At 37.8% G+C, this 16,278-nt stretch carries 15 protein-coding genes; 3 read left to right on the top strand and 12 right to left on the bottom strand.

Features of this window, described 5'->3' with window-relative positions:
* Window positions 1-78: 78 nt before the first annotated feature.
* The 7 genes from ATS74_RS02725 to ATS74_RS02695 all read right to left on the bottom strand — a co-directional run bounded on the left by ATS74_RS02725 (window position 79) and on the right by ATS74_RS02695 (window position 8,441).
* Entirely contained in the window at window positions 79-1,476 is a 1,398-nt protein-coding gene (locus ATS74_RS02725; protein ID WP_058547399.1) for a sigma-54-dependent transcriptional regulator, read from the bottom strand.
* A 9-nt stretch (window positions 1,477-1,485) separates the two neighbouring features.
* A complete protein-coding gene (locus tag ATS74_RS02720; protein WP_058547398.1) occupies window positions 1,486-1,860 on the bottom strand; it encodes an Hpt domain-containing protein in 375 nt (124 codons plus the stop codon).
* A gap of 127 nt (window positions 1,861-1,987) precedes the next feature.
* Entirely contained in the window at window positions 1,988-2,800 is an 813-nt protein-coding gene (locus ATS74_RS02715) for a putative bifunctional diguanylate cyclase/phosphodiesterase (protein ID WP_227006918.1), read from the bottom strand.
* A gap of 540 nt (window positions 2,801-3,340) precedes the next feature.
* The gene (locus ATS74_RS02710; RefSeq protein ID WP_058547397.1) at window positions 3,341-3,631 is read right to left on the bottom strand and encodes a hypothetical protein; all 291 of its coding nucleotides are present in this window, start codon (window positions 3,629-3,631) and stop codon (window positions 3,341-3,343) included.
* 335 nt (window positions 3,632-3,966) lie between these two features.
* Window positions 3,967-6,777, bottom strand: coding sequence for a PAS domain S-box protein (locus ATS74_RS02705; protein WP_058547396.1), 2,811 nt, complete (start codon window positions 6,775-6,777; stop codon window positions 3,967-3,969).
* Between the two features lie 10 nt (window positions 6,778-6,787).
* Window positions 6,788-7,381, bottom strand: coding sequence for a cysteine hydrolase family protein (locus ATS74_RS02700; protein ID WP_058547395.1), 594 nt, complete (start codon window positions 7,379-7,381; stop codon window positions 6,788-6,790).
* Window positions 7,382-7,403: 22 nt separating this feature from the next.
* Window positions 7,404-8,441: a response regulator gene (locus tag ATS74_RS02695; protein ID WP_058547394.1), complete on the bottom strand. Its 1,038-nt coding sequence runs from the start codon at window positions 8,439-8,441 to the stop codon at window positions 7,404-7,406.
* Between the two features lie 256 nt (window positions 8,442-8,697).
* Here ATS74_RS02695 and ATS74_RS02690 point away from each other — a divergent pair, with 256 nt between their 5' ends.
* From ATS74_RS02690 to ATS74_RS02680, 3 genes are all read left to right on the top strand, one after another.
* Window positions 8,698-8,961 carry a GrxA family glutaredoxin gene (locus ATS74_RS02690; protein WP_004587283.1) on the top strand — a complete coding sequence of 88 codons (264 nt, stop codon included), beginning with the start codon at window positions 8,698-8,700 and terminating at the stop codon, window positions 8,959-8,961.
* Window positions 8,962-9,122: 161 nt separating this feature from the next.
* Window positions 9,123-10,964 carry a DEAD/DEAH box helicase gene (locus ATS74_RS02685; RefSeq protein ID WP_058547393.1) on the top strand — a complete coding sequence of 614 codons (1,842 nt, stop codon included), beginning with the start codon at window positions 9,123-9,125 and terminating at the stop codon, window positions 10,962-10,964.
* 129 nt (window positions 10,965-11,093) lie between these two features.
* A complete protein-coding gene (locus tag ATS74_RS02680; RefSeq protein WP_058547392.1) occupies window positions 11,094-11,684 on the top strand; it encodes a hypothetical protein in 591 nt (196 codons plus the stop codon).
* An 80-nt stretch (window positions 11,685-11,764) separates the two neighbouring features.
* On the opposite strand, the gene ATS74_RS02675 is transcribed toward ATS74_RS02680, so the two are convergent.
* The 5 genes from ATS74_RS02675 to ATS74_RS02655 all read right to left on the bottom strand — a co-directional run bounded on the left by ATS74_RS02675 (window position 11,765) and on the right by ATS74_RS02655 (window position 16,170).
* A complete protein-coding gene (locus tag ATS74_RS02675; protein ID WP_058547391.1) occupies window positions 11,765-13,321 on the bottom strand; it encodes an AbgT family transporter in 1,557 nt (518 codons plus the stop codon).
* 145 nt (window positions 13,322-13,466) lie between these two features.
* Window positions 13,467-13,742 (bottom strand): YfcL family protein, encoded by a 276-nt coding sequence (locus ATS74_RS02670; protein WP_058547390.1) that lies wholly within the window; start codon window positions 13,740-13,742, stop codon window positions 13,467-13,469.
* Window positions 13,743-13,746: 4 nt separating this feature from the next.
* Window positions 13,747-14,877: an ATP-NAD kinase family protein gene (locus ATS74_RS02665; protein WP_058547389.1), complete on the bottom strand. Its 1,131-nt coding sequence runs from the start codon at window positions 14,875-14,877 to the stop codon at window positions 13,747-13,749.
* Complete coding sequence (locus tag ATS74_RS02660) at window positions 14,867-15,421, bottom strand: elongation factor P hydroxylase (protein ID WP_058547388.1); 555 nt, start codon at window positions 15,419-15,421, stop codon at window positions 14,867-14,869. The genes ATS74_RS02665 and ATS74_RS02660 overlap by 11 nt, the downstream gene beginning before the upstream one ends.
* Window positions 15,422-15,522: 101 nt before the next feature.
* Complete coding sequence (locus tag ATS74_RS02655; protein WP_058547387.1) at window positions 15,523-16,170, bottom strand: glutathione S-transferase family protein; 648 nt, start codon at window positions 16,168-16,170, stop codon at window positions 15,523-15,525.
* Window positions 16,171-16,278 lie beyond the last annotated feature (108 nt).

The following is a 16,278-nucleotide window of genomic DNA, read 5'->3' as shown; positions in this document are numbered from 1 at the left end:
AACTTTGCTCTCACCTACAGAGCTTAGGGTAACTTTTATTAATTCAACCTGAAAATGTAATTAGAAATCTATTAATATTTAAGACCAGCCCTTTATTTTTCTATAAATGGTAGAAGCACTAACTCCTAAATAAGCTGCTGCAAGTGGAATATTATCGTCGCACACCTGAATTGCATTCTCGATAGCCCTTTTTTCTACCTGCCACAACGGTTCTATATCATGCACAGACATTGGCGAGGGCATAGAGCTTGAAGCATTCATATTAACTGATGATATTGATTTATTTGATGACACTGACGCCGTTAAACCAAAGGAGCTTGGTAGCATTTCTCTTTCAATTATTTGAGCATCATTTATTACAACCGTGTTTTCTATTACATTTTGTAGCTCTCGGATATTCCCTGGCCAATCATAATTACAAAAAAGAGATTTAACGTCCTCTGAAAAGTCGGTAAAGCTTTTACCATTACTGTCGCTCTTTTGTTTAAGTATGTAATCAGCTAAAAGTAATATATCGTTGCCACGCTCTCGCAGTGGTGGCAGTTTTACAGGTATAACGTTTAGACGATAATACAAATCCTCTCTAAAACGCCCCTCAGCCACTTCAATAATTGGGTTTCTATTTGTAGCACACACTAAACGCACATCACTGTGTAATATTTCGCTGCTACCTACACGGCTAAAAATACCTGTCTGTAAAAAACGTAATAATTTAGCTTGTAAATTGAGCTCCATTTCACAAAGTTCATCTAAAAATAAAGTCCCTCCATTAGCAACTTCTACAGCCCCTTTCCTATCACTTAAAGCACCACTAAAGGCCCCTTTTACATGACCAAAAAACTCAGATTCAAATAATTCAGCAGGAATTGCCGCACAGTTAATTGCAATAAAAGGTCCCTTACTCCGGGGGCTTGCGTCATGAAGAGTCTGCGCACATACTTCTTTACCTGTACCACTTTCACCCGTTATAAATACACACGCTTTACTTCTTGCTGCGCTGTCAAGCAGCCTAAACACCGTTTTCATTGCGAGTGACTCACCAACAAAATCTTGGTTCTGAGTGTTTTTATCAACTAATGGTTTTGCTGTTACTTGCTCTTTTGGTGTAAGCGCACTCTCTACAGAGCTAATTAGTCGTTGGCTTGTGAAAGGTTTTTCTAAAAAATCAAAACCACCTAGTCGCATAGCTTCTACGGCCACATCAATAGAGCTATTTGAAGTGATCATTACTACATTAGCTGGATTTTTTTGTTTATTTACAAATTGAAGTACTTCTAAACCACTAATATCGGGTAAGCAGACGTCTTGTACAATCACCGTAGGCATTTTTTCTTTTATACCAACTAAAGCTGAGTAGCCATCAGTGAAGTGTCTACATTCGTACCCTGCTTGTTCAAGCTGGCTGGCGTATAGAGCTCCACTGGCGATGCTATCTTCAACAATATATACAAGCCCTTTATCATGTGTATTTTTCATGGTGGCACCTTAAATTGCTATATTATTAATGATGACTTGATAAGCATCGCGGGTTTTATCCAAATTGTGCTGAATGATAAGTGCTAAGTGAATATTTTCTGACGTTGTTGCGGGTGGAGAGTCATGAAGCTGTGTTGCCAGTGCAGCTAAAGGGGCTGCACCATACAAAGCAGCCGAATTTTTTAATACATGTGTTATTTCTTTAACCTTAACCGTGTCTTCATTATCAATTGCTGTTTTTATTTGGTCTCTCATGGTGACTAGCTCGTCAATAAATAGTTTTATTAACTTTGCTAATACTTCAATCCCAACATCTTTTTCAAGCTGAGCTAATACATGGAGCTCTGTTATACTTTTATCAACAAATTTCTCTGATATGGGCATAAAAGTCCTTTATTTTTTATTGTAATAAGCCTAACTAATACGCCACTATTAGCTGATATATTGAGATATTTATAATATAAGAGTAATTCGTTTTTCGCATTTTGCAAACCATAATAAACGCTATGTGCTACGGCGCCCAAATTTCAATACTTTTAGATAATGTTTGTGGCTTATCAAGCAGATAGCCTTGAGCAATATCACACCCTAACTGCTCTAGTATTTGAAGTTGTTCATTTTCCTCAATTCCCTCTGCAACGGTTTCTAAACCGAGTCTTTGTGCCATCGCAATGATTGCACTGCATAAGGTAAAGTCTTCATTATTACTAGCAATACCACTTACAAAACTACGATCTATTTTTAGACCATCAATATCAAATTGACGAAGCAAACCAAGCGAGGCATAACCAGTACCAAAGTCATCTATCCACACTTTTACACCTTCTTTATGAAAGTTCTCAAACGCTTTTGCTATTTTTGCAGGGCTATGAATTAGCGCTGTTTCTGTTAATTCTACTTTTACTGCATGAGGCGGGATATCATGCTTTTCGAGTAACCCCATAACTTTTGAAAATACATCGCCATCTAAAATTTGTACGGGTGAGATATTTAAAGAAATAGCTAAGTCGGTCATACCTAAGTGCCTCATCTGCTTTAAATCAGATAAGCTTTGTTCAAAAATCCAATCACCTAAATCTAATATCATGCCAGACTGCTCTACATGAGGAATAAACTCATCGGGGCCCACAATGCCAAACCGAGGAGAATCACATCTAACTAGTGACTCAAAACCCACTAACTTACCTGATGCTAATGAAACCAAAGGCTGATACACCATTTTAAAATAATTATTTTGCATTGCGTCAGTCATGATTTGTTCAAGCTCATGCCACCTGGCTAAGTTTACCGAGTTTGAGGATTCTAAGGTATTAAATGCATTCATTATTTGCTCCGTGGCTTTATCAGATGGTCTCCTTTACATATAGCAATTTACAGACCATTTTTAAAATCGAAAAGAGCAACAATAAGATAATAAATTCAGTATGTTAAAACGATATAATTTACCTTTACTCACCTCCTAAAGCATTTGCATTTTGCAATTCAGATTGCAACGCACTAACTCATGAGTTTTATACAACCTGCTTATATATGGGTTTATATAACGTTAAGAAAAATACGCTAAAACTAGACAAAAGTTTTTGTATCTATGTTCTAAATAAAGAATTTTTAACTATCTTATAGTGCAATCTAATTCGTTAAATTGAGCGATATTTATACAGGTTGGTATTACTTTAATTTTTAGCTATCTAAAAAGTGTGTGCTTTAAACAACGGCTTACTAAGTAGCCGCAAAAATGATTTAGGAATAAACATTAAGTATTATTAATAGAGGGAGAAGCATTGCTAAATATTTCTAATTGAAAATTAAGGAAGTTTGATGGGCGTAAAAAACGCAGGCAACATGGTTACCTGCGCAAAAGTCTCTAGTTTGAAAATGTTGTGATTTCTTCACTTTTTGATGTATCTAAATGCTGTGCGTAATTTGGATTTTTAGAGTCAAAAGTATCATTCATTAATTGGGCGTCTTCTAAATCAGTTTGTGAGAATGACATTGGCTTAATATCAGCTAAAGGTTCAAGAGAGCTTGTATCTCTTAATACCGTAATACTAATAACTAAGGCAGCTACAAGCAAAATAGATAAAGCCATAATTTCCGGGGTTAAAACCCAGCTAATACTCTTTGTTTGTGGTTTAGCTTTTGTATTTGTTTGCATTGTGCACCTCTTAAAATGTAAGACATTTAAACTATATTCGTTTAACTTAATGAGTATATTGCGAAAGCCGTGCCAACTAACCGAGTCTAGATCAAAAAATAAAATACATAATAAGATCAAGCAATTAAAACGAACGAAATATCTAGTTAGCTAGTATTACCAATTCTTACCGAATTAAATTTTCATATTGAATTGCAATATGCGATTCAATATGAAAAAACACGCTAAAAACAACCTTTAAATATTACAAATAAAATATAACTTACCCCTAAAAGATTAGATTAATTTGATGTTTAATCAAATATTCTCATAGATATTTAACTATAATTTTGATTTTAAGATAGCTTTTCCCATACTTCAGCTAAGCGAATAAGCTTTAAATGTTTAGATTCAGTTACTTGGTGAGGAGTGTATTTTTCGAGTAAAGAATAAAGAGTATTATTTACTATTGGCTTAGCTAAATAGTCATTCATACCCGCATCAATAAAGCGCTCCTTATCTCCATGAATCGCATTTGCAGTAAGCGCTATGATGGGTGTTAAAATACCGAGTTCTCTAATGGCCTTCGTGGCAGAAATACCGTCTAAAATAGGCATTTGTATATCCATAAAAATAAGATCTATTTTTTTACTCTTAGCCATCGTAATTGCTTCTTGACCATCATTTGCAATGTCTACTTGGCAACCTTTTTGCTCTAAAAACTGCCTAATTACAACCTGATTATTTTTATTATCCTCAGCTACAAGTACATTGAGACCATTGAGATGGGCCGGCTTATCACTAAAAGTGACAACTTCCTTTTCGTCGCGATTTGTATATATTATATCTAAGTGAAATAGCTGCTCTTCGAGTAAACTCATAGCTCGTGGCAAGTGCGATACTTTAAATGGCCCGTTTATTGTTAGCTCATTCTCACTTGAGTTTTTTGGTAATAGGCTTTTACCTTTCAAATCAATATTTAATAAGCATGGAGTATTAAGAAACTTGTAAGTATCTATGAATTGGCGTGTTTGAGCTAAAAGTTGTGGATCTGTTAATACTATTGCGTCAGGTGGGTTGTCAAATGTAGGCGTACTAGGACATAACTCATAACAATCAAAAGATATTGAGTATCGAGTAAGTGTATGTTCAAGAGCTGTTTTTAATATTTTATTACTTCCAATAATCCACACTTTTGGTTTTTTGCTTCTAGCTGCAAACCCTTCCCTTAAAATAGAATCGGTTGTATCAATTTTTAATGGGTAGTTAACCACAAACTCACTACCTTTTGTCAGCTCAGAGCTAACAGATATATCACCTTTGACCACATCACAAATTTGTTTACAAATAGCGAGCCCTAAACCACTCCCTCCATGTTGCCTTGTAATTGAGTTATCGGATTGAATAAATGGCATAAACATACTTTCTATCTTACTTTTAGCTATGCCTATCCCAGTATCTTTAACCGATAGCTGAAGAGTTAGATCTTCGCCTGCTATTTTTATACATTTAACCGTAACCGTAATTACCCCCTGCTCTGTAAACTTAATCGCATTAGCTAATAAATTAATCGCTATTTGCCTTATACGAGCATGGTCACCAACGACTTGTGTAGGTACATCAGGGTAAAAATTAAAAATAACTTCAAGCCCTTTTTGTAAGGCACTCTCGGTAACAATATCAATCGCTTCTTCTATACATGTATCAACACTAAAAGGTCGGTTATCTAAAGAAATTGCTTGTGCTTCAAATCGTGAATAAGTCAATACATCATCAAGCACGCTCAGTAGAGCGTCAGAACTTGTCTTAATCATTTGCGTGTAACGCATTTGTTCAGTTGTTAGGCCTGTATGATGCAAAATATCAGCTGAGCCAATAACTGCATTCAATGGTGTACGTATTTCATGGCTAATATTAGCCATAAAGCGGCTCTTAGATTCCGCGAGTATTTCAGCTTGATGCTTAGCCTCAAGCAGAATCTTCTCACCTTCAATTCGCTCTTGAATATCAACAAGGGTTGCAGCTATAGAAGACAAGCTATTATCATAATCATTGAATATAGGTGTCAGTGTTATCTCTACCCAATTATCAAAGCCTTGGGCATTAATTAACCGAACATCAAAGCGACTAATATCACGCTTGCCCGTTTTGTAGTTAAGTAAAGTACTGGTTACTTTTTCAACATCATCTTTAGCAATAAACTTAATAAGCGCTAAGCCAATACTCTGTTCTACTTGAGAGTTTAAAACTCTTTGCCAAGCTTGATTTATAAATAGTAATTTCCCATTTGTATCAAGTCGCAAAACAATATCAGGTATATTATCAACAACAGAATGGTAGTTATATTCTGTCTCTGCCATAGCTTGCTCAGCTTTTACGCGTTGCGTGATATTGGTTTCAATAGCAATAAAATGCTTCACCTCGCCCACATCATCCCGAACGGGATTCGCATCAATAGCAACCCAGTATAGATTCCCGTTTTTATCGTAATTAACTGTTTCAACCTGAAACGGTAATCCATTTTTTATCGCATTAGACATTACTTTACAGGTTTCCTTACAGGTTTTTGGGCCCTGTAATAGTTTACCTGGAGAAGTCCCGATAACTTCATCGCAAGTGTAACCCGTAAGCGTTTCAAAGCTGTTATTAACCCATTCTATTAGGCCGAACTTGTCAGTAATTATAACTAAATTATTAGTATGGCTTGCTACGAGGGATAAACGCTTTACATATTTTTGTTGCTGGGTAAGTAAAAGTTGAAAGTCTTTGTGGCGCTGAATATCATATAACGAACCAATAAATCCGCTTGTTTCATCATAAACTAATCTAAGTTCGAACCAGTTTGTTAAACCGGCTTTATTTTTAAGCTGTATTTCTGTACTTGGTGGCAACTTCCCTTCAAGTAGGCTGCAACTATAGGCAACAAAATGCATAATATCATCGCAGTTCATTAGCTTAGTAATATTTGAGCCAACTAATTCATTACTCGAATAACCAAGTTTGTTTTGCCATGCTTCGTTTATATAAGTAAGGTTTAGATGTTTATCACACTCAAATATGCACTCATCTAGTATTGCCAATAGTTTTGCTTGTCGGCGATTACTATTAGAAAGCTTCTCTACTAATGCGTACTGAATTTGTACCTGGAGTTCGTCGTTATTATCCATACTTCCTCCATTATTTTGTAAAAATATTACTGCTAATTACACGCGCATACAGAGGAAATACCTCTTCACAGTAAAATGTTTGCTCAAATGGAGTTCTACTCGATGTACAATCACTCAAAATAGTAACGTCAAAGCCTAAATCAACTGCAGAACGTGCGGTAGAGTCTATACAAATAGAGGTAACGGTTCCTGCTAATACAATCTCACTCACATTGTTATTTTTAAGTGTTTGAGCTAAATGCGTATGAGTAAAAGCGTTGAGTCCACGCTTCCCTGGGATCTCATCAATAACATGCTTAAATTGATATAACTGATCAATAGTTTGAGCACCATACGACCCTGATTTAAACGCTCCAGCATCAGCAATTGATTTTAGTATGCCAATAGGATTTTTAAGCTCGCTATAATTTTGCGTGAAATGAATTGGGGTATTAATTACTAACGCGAACTTTTCTGCGCAATGAGTAAGTAACGAGAGCGTATTTTTTACCACGCCAGTAACTCTTGATGACTCTTCAACCACATCATATAAAACACCTTGAGGTGAAAAGTAATCGTTTTGAAAACCAATTAAAATAAGCGCAGTTTTAGATAAATCACACATAGTCATCTCCTTATGGAGCTATTTAAGACGCAAGCTGCCAAGGTTTAATAAACTTCTCAAGTACCGCTTTTGTTACTGGTTTTTGTAAGTAGTGGGTTATTCCTTTTTTAAATAACTCAGCTATTTGTTCATCACCAGTGATCCCCGTTAAAATAACTTTAGGTGTATTATTATTAGGTGTATTTTGACTAATTAACTGCTGCGCTACGTCACTGCCAAACATACCAGGCATACGTTCATCTAAAAGCAGCAAATCAAATGTTTCGCTTTGTGCTAGCGACAAAGCACTCGCACCATTTTCAGCACACGTTACTGCGCAACCCAGCATTTCAAGCATTACTTTAGTTGCTACCTGACTTGGCAGGCTATCATCAGCAACTAAAATTGATAAACGAGTTTGAGTATGTAATGTTGCTAAAATAGCGATTAAATCAGTATCAAAAAAAGGCCAGCCCAAAACTCTTTTCGAAAATTTATGAGCTTGGCTTAATTGATTGATATCGTTGATAGAGCAAAGTTTTATGTGGGTGTTTAGGCTGTCATTATCTAACTTGCTTTTTAAAGTATCTGCGCTTAAATGCCTTAAATCTTCAAGTTGTACCGACTCTCTGATTGTACTGTTAAATAATTTAAAATTTAAACCGAACCGATCATGTGTGTGTGCAGACATCTTTAGACAGCTTTTAAATAACGATTCGCAATCAGTTAAAACATCTACATTTTGGTTAATATCAAGTGCTAAATTTACTGACTCTTTAGTCGCTAAAAGGCCATTTACATCTAATGACTTTACCTGCTCAGAATCATCAACCCAATAATGAAAACTAACACCTTGGATATTAGCTTCTACTGTAAGTAAAAAACTATTTTTTACCGACGCTAAACCTGGTGTTAAAAACTCTTCACATTGCGCTATTATTTGCTCAGGAGAAACTTGCAAGCATACATAATTGCATTGTAACTTATTGATTAGAGTCACCGAAAAATCGCGATTGCGGGTTTCACAGTATTTACCTATTACCGCTTGGATAATCTCTAAAACGTGACTGTTATTATTCATAAAGTGCTCTAATTAACCCAGTGTATGAATATTAATCATCAAGTTATGTGCCATAAATATGCTTTTGTAAAAATGCTAATTTTCATAGACTTAAGTATTAGTATATTAAGCAACATCCATTTATTTGCATTTTGCAAATCATATTGCGAAGCATTCTCTGATTTATAAATTTATTAGAATGGTGTAATCGCTTTTTTTATCTTTAAATAATTTTTTAATCGCTTAATATGATATTAATTAAATTGAGGAGATAACTATGCTTACAGTAATTTTTGGCCGTGAAGGCTGCCCATTTTGTGTACGAGCTAAAGATGTTGCCGAGCAACTATCAAATGAACGTGACGATTTTAAATTTCGTTATATCGATATCATCAAAGAAGGTATCAGCAAAGCTGACCTTGAAAAATCAGCAGGCAAACCTTGCCCAACTGTTCCACAGATTTTTGTAGACCAAACTCACATCGGTGGATTTACAGAATTTGAAGCATACGCTAAAGAAAACCTAGGACTTTATAAATAAGGTTTGTAGCCAATCTGTTAACCAGTTTAATAAATCAAAAAATTAAACTGGTTAAATTTCGACCAACATCAATCACATACAAATTAGTTGTAATTTATACAAGCATTTGCCTCGTGAATCCTATATAATGCGCGCCTCTTTAAATTCGTTGAGGCGTATTAATGTCAGAACCAGTCACGTTTGAATCTCTAAATCTTTCTCCTGCAATTTTGAAGGCAGTTGAAGAGTTGGGTTACAAGACACCATCTGAAATCCAAGCTCAATGTATACCGTTATTGCTAGAAAGAAAGGACGTACTGGGACTAGCACAAACGGGTACAGGTAAAACAGCAGCATTTGCACTGCCATTACTAAACAATATTGACCCGTCTGTGAAACAGCCACAGATCCTTGTACTCACACCAACACGTGAGCTTGCGATCCAAGTTGCTGAGGCATTTGAACAATATGCAAAACACACTCGTGGTGTAGAAGTATTGGCACTTTATGGTGGCCAAAGCTACAGCATTCAATTAAGCGCACTTCGTCGTGGCGCACAAATTATTGTTGCGACTCCTGGTCGCTTAATTGATCACATTAACCGTGGCACTATCAAGTTTGATGCTTTACAAGCACTTGTACTTGATGAAGCCGATGAAATGTTACGTATGGGCTTTATCGATGATGTTGAAAACATCATGGAAAAAACACCGCGTGAAAAGCAAACATGTCTTTTCTCTGCGACTATGCCTAAGCAAATTCAAAACATCAGCAGCAAATATATGAATAACCCTGAACAGGTTCATATTTCTGCGCGTAACTCTACAGTATCATCTGTTGAGCAAGTGTTTTGGAACGCACACGTACACAAAAACAAAGCGATTGTTCGTTTCTTAGAAGCTGAGCAATATGAAGGTGCTATTGTTTTCGTACGTACTCGTAACGACACAGTTCAACTTGCTGAATTATTAGAGCGCGAAGGTTTCTCTGCTGCTCCACTTAACGGTGACATGAACCAGCAAGCACGTGAGCGCACTGTAGATCGCTTAAAAAATGGCATGCTAAACGTTGTTATTGCAACAGACGTTGCAGCACGTGGTCTTGATGTAGACCGCTTGAGCCTAGTTATCAACTACGATATTCCACAAGATTCTGAAGCCTACGTTCACCGTATTGGCCGTACAGGTCGTGCTGGTCGTACTGGTAAAGCTATTTTATTCGTAAAACATAACGAGCGTTATTTACTTAAAAATATCATTCGTCATACTAAGTCTGAAATTGCACAGGTTGAACTACCTACAGCTAAAATCGTAGAAGAAAAACGTATCAATGCGTTACAAGAAAAGCTTACGCTTGCACTTGAAAACAAAGATATTACGTTCTTCAATGAAGTGGCTGCCAATATGGCGCAAAAGCTTGAACTAGCTCCTGAAGACTTAGCGGGTGCGTTATTGTGTTTAGCACAGCAACAATCACCAATTAAAGTTGAAGAAGTTAAAATTCAACCTCGTGAACGTAACGAACGTAATGACCGCAACTCACGCAATGACCGTGGTGATCGCGGACGTCGTAACGAGCGCGGTGGCGAACGTGGCGGTGAGCGTGCAGAACGTAAACCTCGTGAACGCAACAGCCGTGATGCTGGACCAATGGATACTTACCGTATCGAAGTGGGTCGTGAGCATGGTGTACAGGTTAAAAACATTGTTGGCGCTATTGCTAACGAAGCTGACATCTCAAGCAAGTTTATTGGTGACATTCGTCTTCACGACAGTCACAGTACGGTACAATTACCGCAAAACATGCCTAAAGATGTACTTGATCACTTCCAAAAAGTGTTTATTTGTAAACGCCCAATGGGTATGACAATTACACAAGATCAAGGCCCTGCTGAGCCACGTGGCGAGCGTTCTGAGCGCCCAAGTGGTGATAAAAAGCGTAGCTTTAACAAAGACAACCAACGCGGTGATAAGCGTGGCGGTCCTCGTAAAGAACGTCGCCCAGTAAGCTTCACATCTAACTAAGCTTTAGCTTACGTTATAAAAAACCTTGTCACGAAAGTGCCAAGGTTTTTTTGTTTTAAGGCCACTGCTTCAGTAATAACAAAAATCCTGTAAACTAAGCAAATGCTATAATTCACGGACGAATTAAAATTGAAAAAGATTTACGACAACTTGCTCTTTGTAGCAATAGTACTCCCCATTTTATTATGCATCACTATACCTATTTTAATGGACTTTACAGATCCGCCATTTATCTCAAATAAGCTCTACAACGTTGTTTGCTTTATAGCCTTCCCTGTTATGTCTGGTGCTGTATTTATCTACTTAAATATACTTATATTCAATAAATATAGACGCTGCAGTACATACAAAGAGCATCTTAAATATAGTTTTTCAGATACAAAAACAAAGTTATCATTAATCTTCATGTATCCATTATTCCCTTTGTTAATCTATGCAAGTCTCTATTTTTTATTCTCTGCTCCTATTAAATTATGGGCTTACTACACGCAAGGAGACTATTGGTATAAAGAATACATCCTGACCGATGTACAAGAATGTGGCACTGAGTATGAAGATAGTTGTACTCGTTTATACTTTAAAGATCCTAAAACGAATGAAACTCACGATTTTAGATGGTACGACGATAAATCTACAATAATGAATAACAAAAACGATTATGTGTATATTGTTGGTGAGGCCAGTTTGTTTGGCTATATAGTGAGAAATTTAGAAAGGTAATTAAAACTTCTTTTTACATTGCAGCAATTTTATATAAAAACCTCACTCAAGTGAGTGAGGTTCATAAATTAAGGTTTAAGTTAAGGTAACGCCGGATAAACGTAACTCGCATCTAACCCTAACGGAATACCGAGTGCCCAATACCCTAGCAAGAAAATACTCCAACCAATCATAAACGCGATTGAGTAAGGGATCATAAGCGCGATAAGCGTGCCTATACCGGTGTCTTTTACATACTTTTGGCAGTACACCACAACCAATGGGAAGTAAGGCATGAGTGGCGTAATTATGTTTGAGCTAGAATCCCCTATTCTGTAAGCAGCTTGGGTTAAATCGGGTGATATACCTAGTTGCATAAGCATCGGCACAAAAATAGGCCCGAGTAACGCCCACTTAGCTGAACTTGAGCCAACAAACAAATTTACAAAGCCGGTTAAAAATATAATACCCACAACAGTTACGGCACTTGGAAACTCCATTGCTTTTAAAAGCTGCGCCCCTTCAATAGCCATTAATGCCCCTAAGTTAGACTTAGAAAACGCAGCAATAAACAGCGCACAAAAGAACGCCATAACAATGTAATAAGCCATACCACTCATCGCGGTGCTCATGGCGTCTATCATATCTTTTGAGGTTTTAAAGGTACCGACTGTAAAACCATACACGGCACCAGGTATCCAAAATAATAAAAAGATTAGCGGCACAATAGATTGCATAAGGGGAGATCTAAAATTAGTTAGTGAGCCATCGGCACTGCGCATTGCTGAATCGGCAGGGGCAGATACAAATGCAAGTAATACAAGCCCTGCGATCATTACGCTACTGGCTATAAAAAAAGCGCGCCTTTCATCACTTTTTGCTTCATCAAACGCAGGTAAGTTTTGGGTGTCTTCATTAAGCGGTGTATTTTTTAAACGTGGCTCAATTATTTTGTCAGTGATATACCAGCCTAATAACACAATAAATAAACTCGAAGCCGAAGTGAACGCCCAATTATTAAGTGGGTTAATCGACATATCGGGGTTAATAATTTGCGCCGCGCTTTGCGTAAAGCTTTGCAGTAATGGGTCTATCCCTGAGGGAATAAAGTTAGCACCAAACCCGCCGCTTACGCCGGCAAATGCGGCAGCAATACCCACTAATGGGTGCCGCCCGGCGGCAAAAAATATAACTCCCGCTAAAGGGATCACTAAAACATAGCCTGCATCGGTTGCTGTATGGCTTACAATAGCGACTAAAATTACTGACGGTGTTAGTAACTGTTTAGGCGTTACCTTTAGCATGAGCTTAAGGCCTGTATTGATATAACCCGAGTGCTCAGCTACACCAACACCTAACATAGCAACCAGTACCACGCCTAATGGGGCAAAGCCTGTAAATGTTTTTACCATAGAGGATAAAAACGAAGCGAGTGAATCGCCCTCTAATAAGTTATTTACAACAATGGCTTGGCCTGTACGTGGATCAATGGCTTCAAAACTAACTCCCGATAACCACCACGAACACACCCAAATAAGTAACATCGCAAATAAAAAGATAATGGCAGGATCGGGGAGCTTATTACCAATACGCTCCACAAAATTTAAAAAGCGAGCAATAGGCCCCGAAGGTACTCCAGCTTGATTATTGTTATTCATTAAAAGCTCCCTAAATAGATTTCAGTAACAATATACCATTAATATGCAACAGTAAATTAACCAATAAATCTATTTTAGGCACAAAATAGACATAAAAAAACGGCTTAATATATTAAGCCGCTTTTTTATGTATTTGGTGGGTTAGTTAAGCAAGTGCTTTAACTTCTTCCCATAGGCGCACAACCAGTGTTTTATCTTCTTCGTTTAGTTCGCCATTGCGATAAGCTTTAACTAAGCTTTGCTCTACGGTTTCGTTTAGCTCATCAATAGAAATTGTCAGCTCTTCTACTTCTGCATAACCTACAGCAAGGTCAAAATGACCTCGTAAATAACCACCAGCAAACAACTCGTCATCGGTTGCTTTTACTACTAAATCATCAAAGTATTGCTGGGCTGCATCAATATAATTCACTAAACTCATTGTGTTACTTCTCCTGGTTATCATAACCGACAGCATACATAATATGGTCGTTATAGCCGGTGGTTACTTTAATGTAACCTGTTAATTCGTCGTCTAAAGTGCTGTCGCCTGTATCACAAATAAGTGGGCGGCCATCCAGCGCTTGTAATTTAGTTTTAGTTGCCACTACGATAATATTGTCTTTACCAATAGCGCGGATAAGCTCAGGGCTTAATTGCTGATTACCTCGTCCAAAAATATGGCCTTGCCCGCCAATGAGCGTAATAACGAGTTGAGTTGCGTGGCCGCGAGTGTAATCAAGTAGTTGATTGGCCGTTAAGTCTTGCGCTATAAGGGTTTGAGCTTTAATTAAATCTACACCTAATAATGTGTTCTCAAGCCCCATTTCTTGCATTATGGCTTCAACGGTTGAGCCGCTCCCCATGATATAAAAAGTGTCTTCGTCCATTTCGCTCACTACGTGGGCGGCTATATCTGCAAGCACTAATTCGTCGGTTTCTTTTCCGCCATTTTTAACAGCTTGTACATAACGTACTTCGCTTGGTATTTGCATTTCGCCGTAACGCTTAGCTTTTACCGTACCTTGTCTAAAGGCTTCTTCGTCTATATCCATTACATCAGCATCAGCTACAGTAACAAGCTCACCTTTTACTAGCATTTCTACAACGCGGCCAGCAGCTTTAGGTGTAATAGCATATACCCCAGAGTGAATTTTACAGCCTGCGGGAATTCCAAGCACTGGGATGGTATCTTCTATGGCATGGCAAATATTGCGTGCAGTACCATCTCCACCAGCAAAAAGCACTAAATCTACGCCTAAGCTTTTAAGTACTTTGGCAGCGGCTTCAGTGTCGTTAGGTGTTGTTAGCGTATTTGCGCTATAAACAACTTCAACATTAAAACCCAGCGCTTTTGCTGCGTGTTCGCCCATATCGCCGTTTACGGTGTAAATGGTTAGTTGGCTTTTATAAGGTAATAGCACTTCAAGCGCAGCTTGAGTACGGCTGTTGGCCTTAGCTTGTGCGCCTAACTCAATGGCCTTTGCAGCTGTATTTTCACCATCACTGCCTTTTAAGGCAACACTGCCGCCAAGCCCTGCTACAGGGTTGATAATTAAGCCTAACTTAAACTGCATTTTGTAACTCCTGAGGGTGATGCCAATTAAATTGCTGAGCAGTTAATGGCCACGGCGTGTTATAAAAATTACTTAGCGCTTTTAATAGTGTATGTGTACGTGCGTTAACACCCTGCTCTATTAATATTAAAACGTGCTGGTGAACCCTAGCCTGAAAATCAAATCGGCAAGTTTGCTCACCATTTAAATTATCTACCGATACATTAAATTCAAACCCTGCGGCCTTACTGAGTAACCATTCAATGGCTTGTGGTTTAACTTCTACATTTTCAAACTCAGCCTGCTTTTGCTTATCTCGCCCATCTGGGCAGTACCAATAACCATAATCTTCACACTTTCTTCGCTCGGCTCCGGCGATAAGCCAATGGGCTATTTCATGTAAAGCACTTGCGTAAAAGCCATGGGCAAACACCACCTGATTAAATATAATTGTATTATTGGCAGGTAAATAAATAGGCTCATCATCGCCTTTAACTAAGCGTGTGTTTTGGCTTTGGTAAAAAGCAGAATCAAAAATTGAAATGAGGTCAGCTATTTGATGCATAAAAATTGATTAATTCGTCTCGGTTGCAGCGCCGCATTAGCGCACTAAAAACGAGACGAATTGTACGGGCTTTTACCTTTAAAGTAAAAGTGATGAGGGTGTTAAACGTCTTTTCCTGCTTCGTCGCACTCTACTATATCGGTCTCGGTTAACGCCTGAGTAATCCATGTTTGCAATACGGGGCAGCGCATCACAAAATCACAGTATTGCTGCGCCTCTGGTGATAGCGTAATTTGGTAGGTTTTTAAGCGCAGTACAATAGGCACATACATAGCATCTGCAATGCTAAAGTCGCCAAAAAACCATTCATTGGGAAACACATCTTGTTGCTGTGCAAATATCTCATCTATGCGAGCGATGTCTTTTAGTGCTTCGCTTGATGGTTCTACTTTACGGGTTGCGCGTATGTTCATTGGCATTTCATTACGAAGCGCCATAAAGCCTGAATGCATTTCAGCACTTAACGCGCGTGCTTTAGCTCTTTGGGTAATGTATTTTGGCCAGGCAGCACCAGATAAGTATGCATCATTAATATATTCACAAATTGCTAGCGAATCCCATACCTGTAAATCACCATCAATTAGCGCTGGCACTTTTTGTACAGCAAATATATTTTTTAGTTCATTGTAAAAATCAGGCGTGTCGAGTACGAGTTGGGTTTCACTAAATTCAACATCAAATTTACTCATTAAATACCATGCGCGTAATGACCAGCTAGAGTAGTTTTTATTACCGATAAATAATTGCATATTGTAAATACCAAAGTGAATAGACGCTCCTACCTTACTAGGTGATTAAACAACCAACAACACTTTGTTTTTCATTTTTGATGCTAAAACTTAAATTACTAAAAAATA

It is taken from the genome of Pseudoalteromonas sp. H103 (assembly GCF_001469205.1).
GTDB lineage: Bacteria > Pseudomonadota > Gammaproteobacteria > Enterobacterales > Alteromonadaceae > Pseudoalteromonas > Pseudoalteromonas carrageenovora.
This window is presented reverse-complemented; position numbering and strand designations above follow the sequence as displayed.

What these genes read in the sequence shown, in the direction of transcription:
- ATS74_RS02725 (WP_058547399.1), bottom strand. Translation starts at nt 1,476, where the DNA reads ATGAAAAATACACATGATAAAGGGCTTGTATATATTGTTGAAGATAGC.
- ATS74_RS02720 (WP_058547398.1), bottom strand. Translation starts at nt 1,860, where the DNA reads ATGCCCATATCAGAGAAATTTGTTGATAAAAGTATAACAGAGCTCCAT.
- ATS74_RS02715 (WP_227006918.1), bottom strand. Translation starts at nt 2,800, where the DNA reads ATGAATGCATTTAATACCTTAGAATCCTCAAACTCGGTAAACTTAGCC.
- ATS74_RS02710 (WP_058547397.1), bottom strand. Translation starts at nt 3,631, where the DNA reads ATGCAAACAAATACAAAAGCTAAACCACAAACAAAGAGTATTAGCTGG.
- ATS74_RS02705 (WP_058547396.1), bottom strand. Translation starts at nt 6,777, where the DNA reads ATGGATAATAACGACGAACTCCAGGTACAAATTCAGTACGCATTAGTA.
- ATS74_RS02700 (WP_058547395.1), bottom strand. Translation starts at nt 7,381, where the DNA reads ATGTGTGATTTATCTAAAACTGCGCTTATTTTAATTGGTTTTCAAAAC.
- ATS74_RS02695 (WP_058547394.1), bottom strand. Translation starts at nt 8,441, where the DNA reads ATGAATAATAACAGTCACGTTTTAGAGATTATCCAAGCGGTAATAGGT.
- ATS74_RS02690 (WP_004587283.1), top strand. Translation starts at nt 8,698, where the DNA reads ATGCTTACAGTAATTTTTGGCCGTGAAGGCTGCCCATTTTGTGTACGA.
- ATS74_RS02685 (WP_058547393.1), top strand. Translation starts at nt 9,123, where the DNA reads ATGTCAGAACCAGTCACGTTTGAATCTCTAAATCTTTCTCCTGCAATT.
- ATS74_RS02675 (WP_058547391.1), bottom strand. Translation starts at nt 13,321, where the DNA reads ATGAATAACAATAATCAAGCTGGAGTACCTTCGGGGCCTATTGCTCGC.
- ATS74_RS02670 (WP_058547390.1), bottom strand. Translation starts at nt 13,742, where the DNA reads ATGAGTTTAGTGAATTATATTGATGCAGCCCAGCAATACTTTGATGAT.
- ATS74_RS02665 (WP_058547389.1), bottom strand. Translation starts at nt 14,877, where the DNA reads ATGCAGTTTAAGTTAGGCTTAATTATCAACCCTGTAGCAGGGCTTGGC.
- ATS74_RS02660 (WP_058547388.1), bottom strand. Translation starts at nt 15,421, where the DNA reads ATGCATCAAATAGCTGACCTCATTTCAATTTTTGATTCTGCTTTTTAC.
- ATS74_RS02655 (WP_058547387.1), bottom strand. Translation starts at nt 16,170, where the DNA reads ATGCAATTATTTATCGGTAATAAAAACTACTCTAGCTGGTCATTACGC.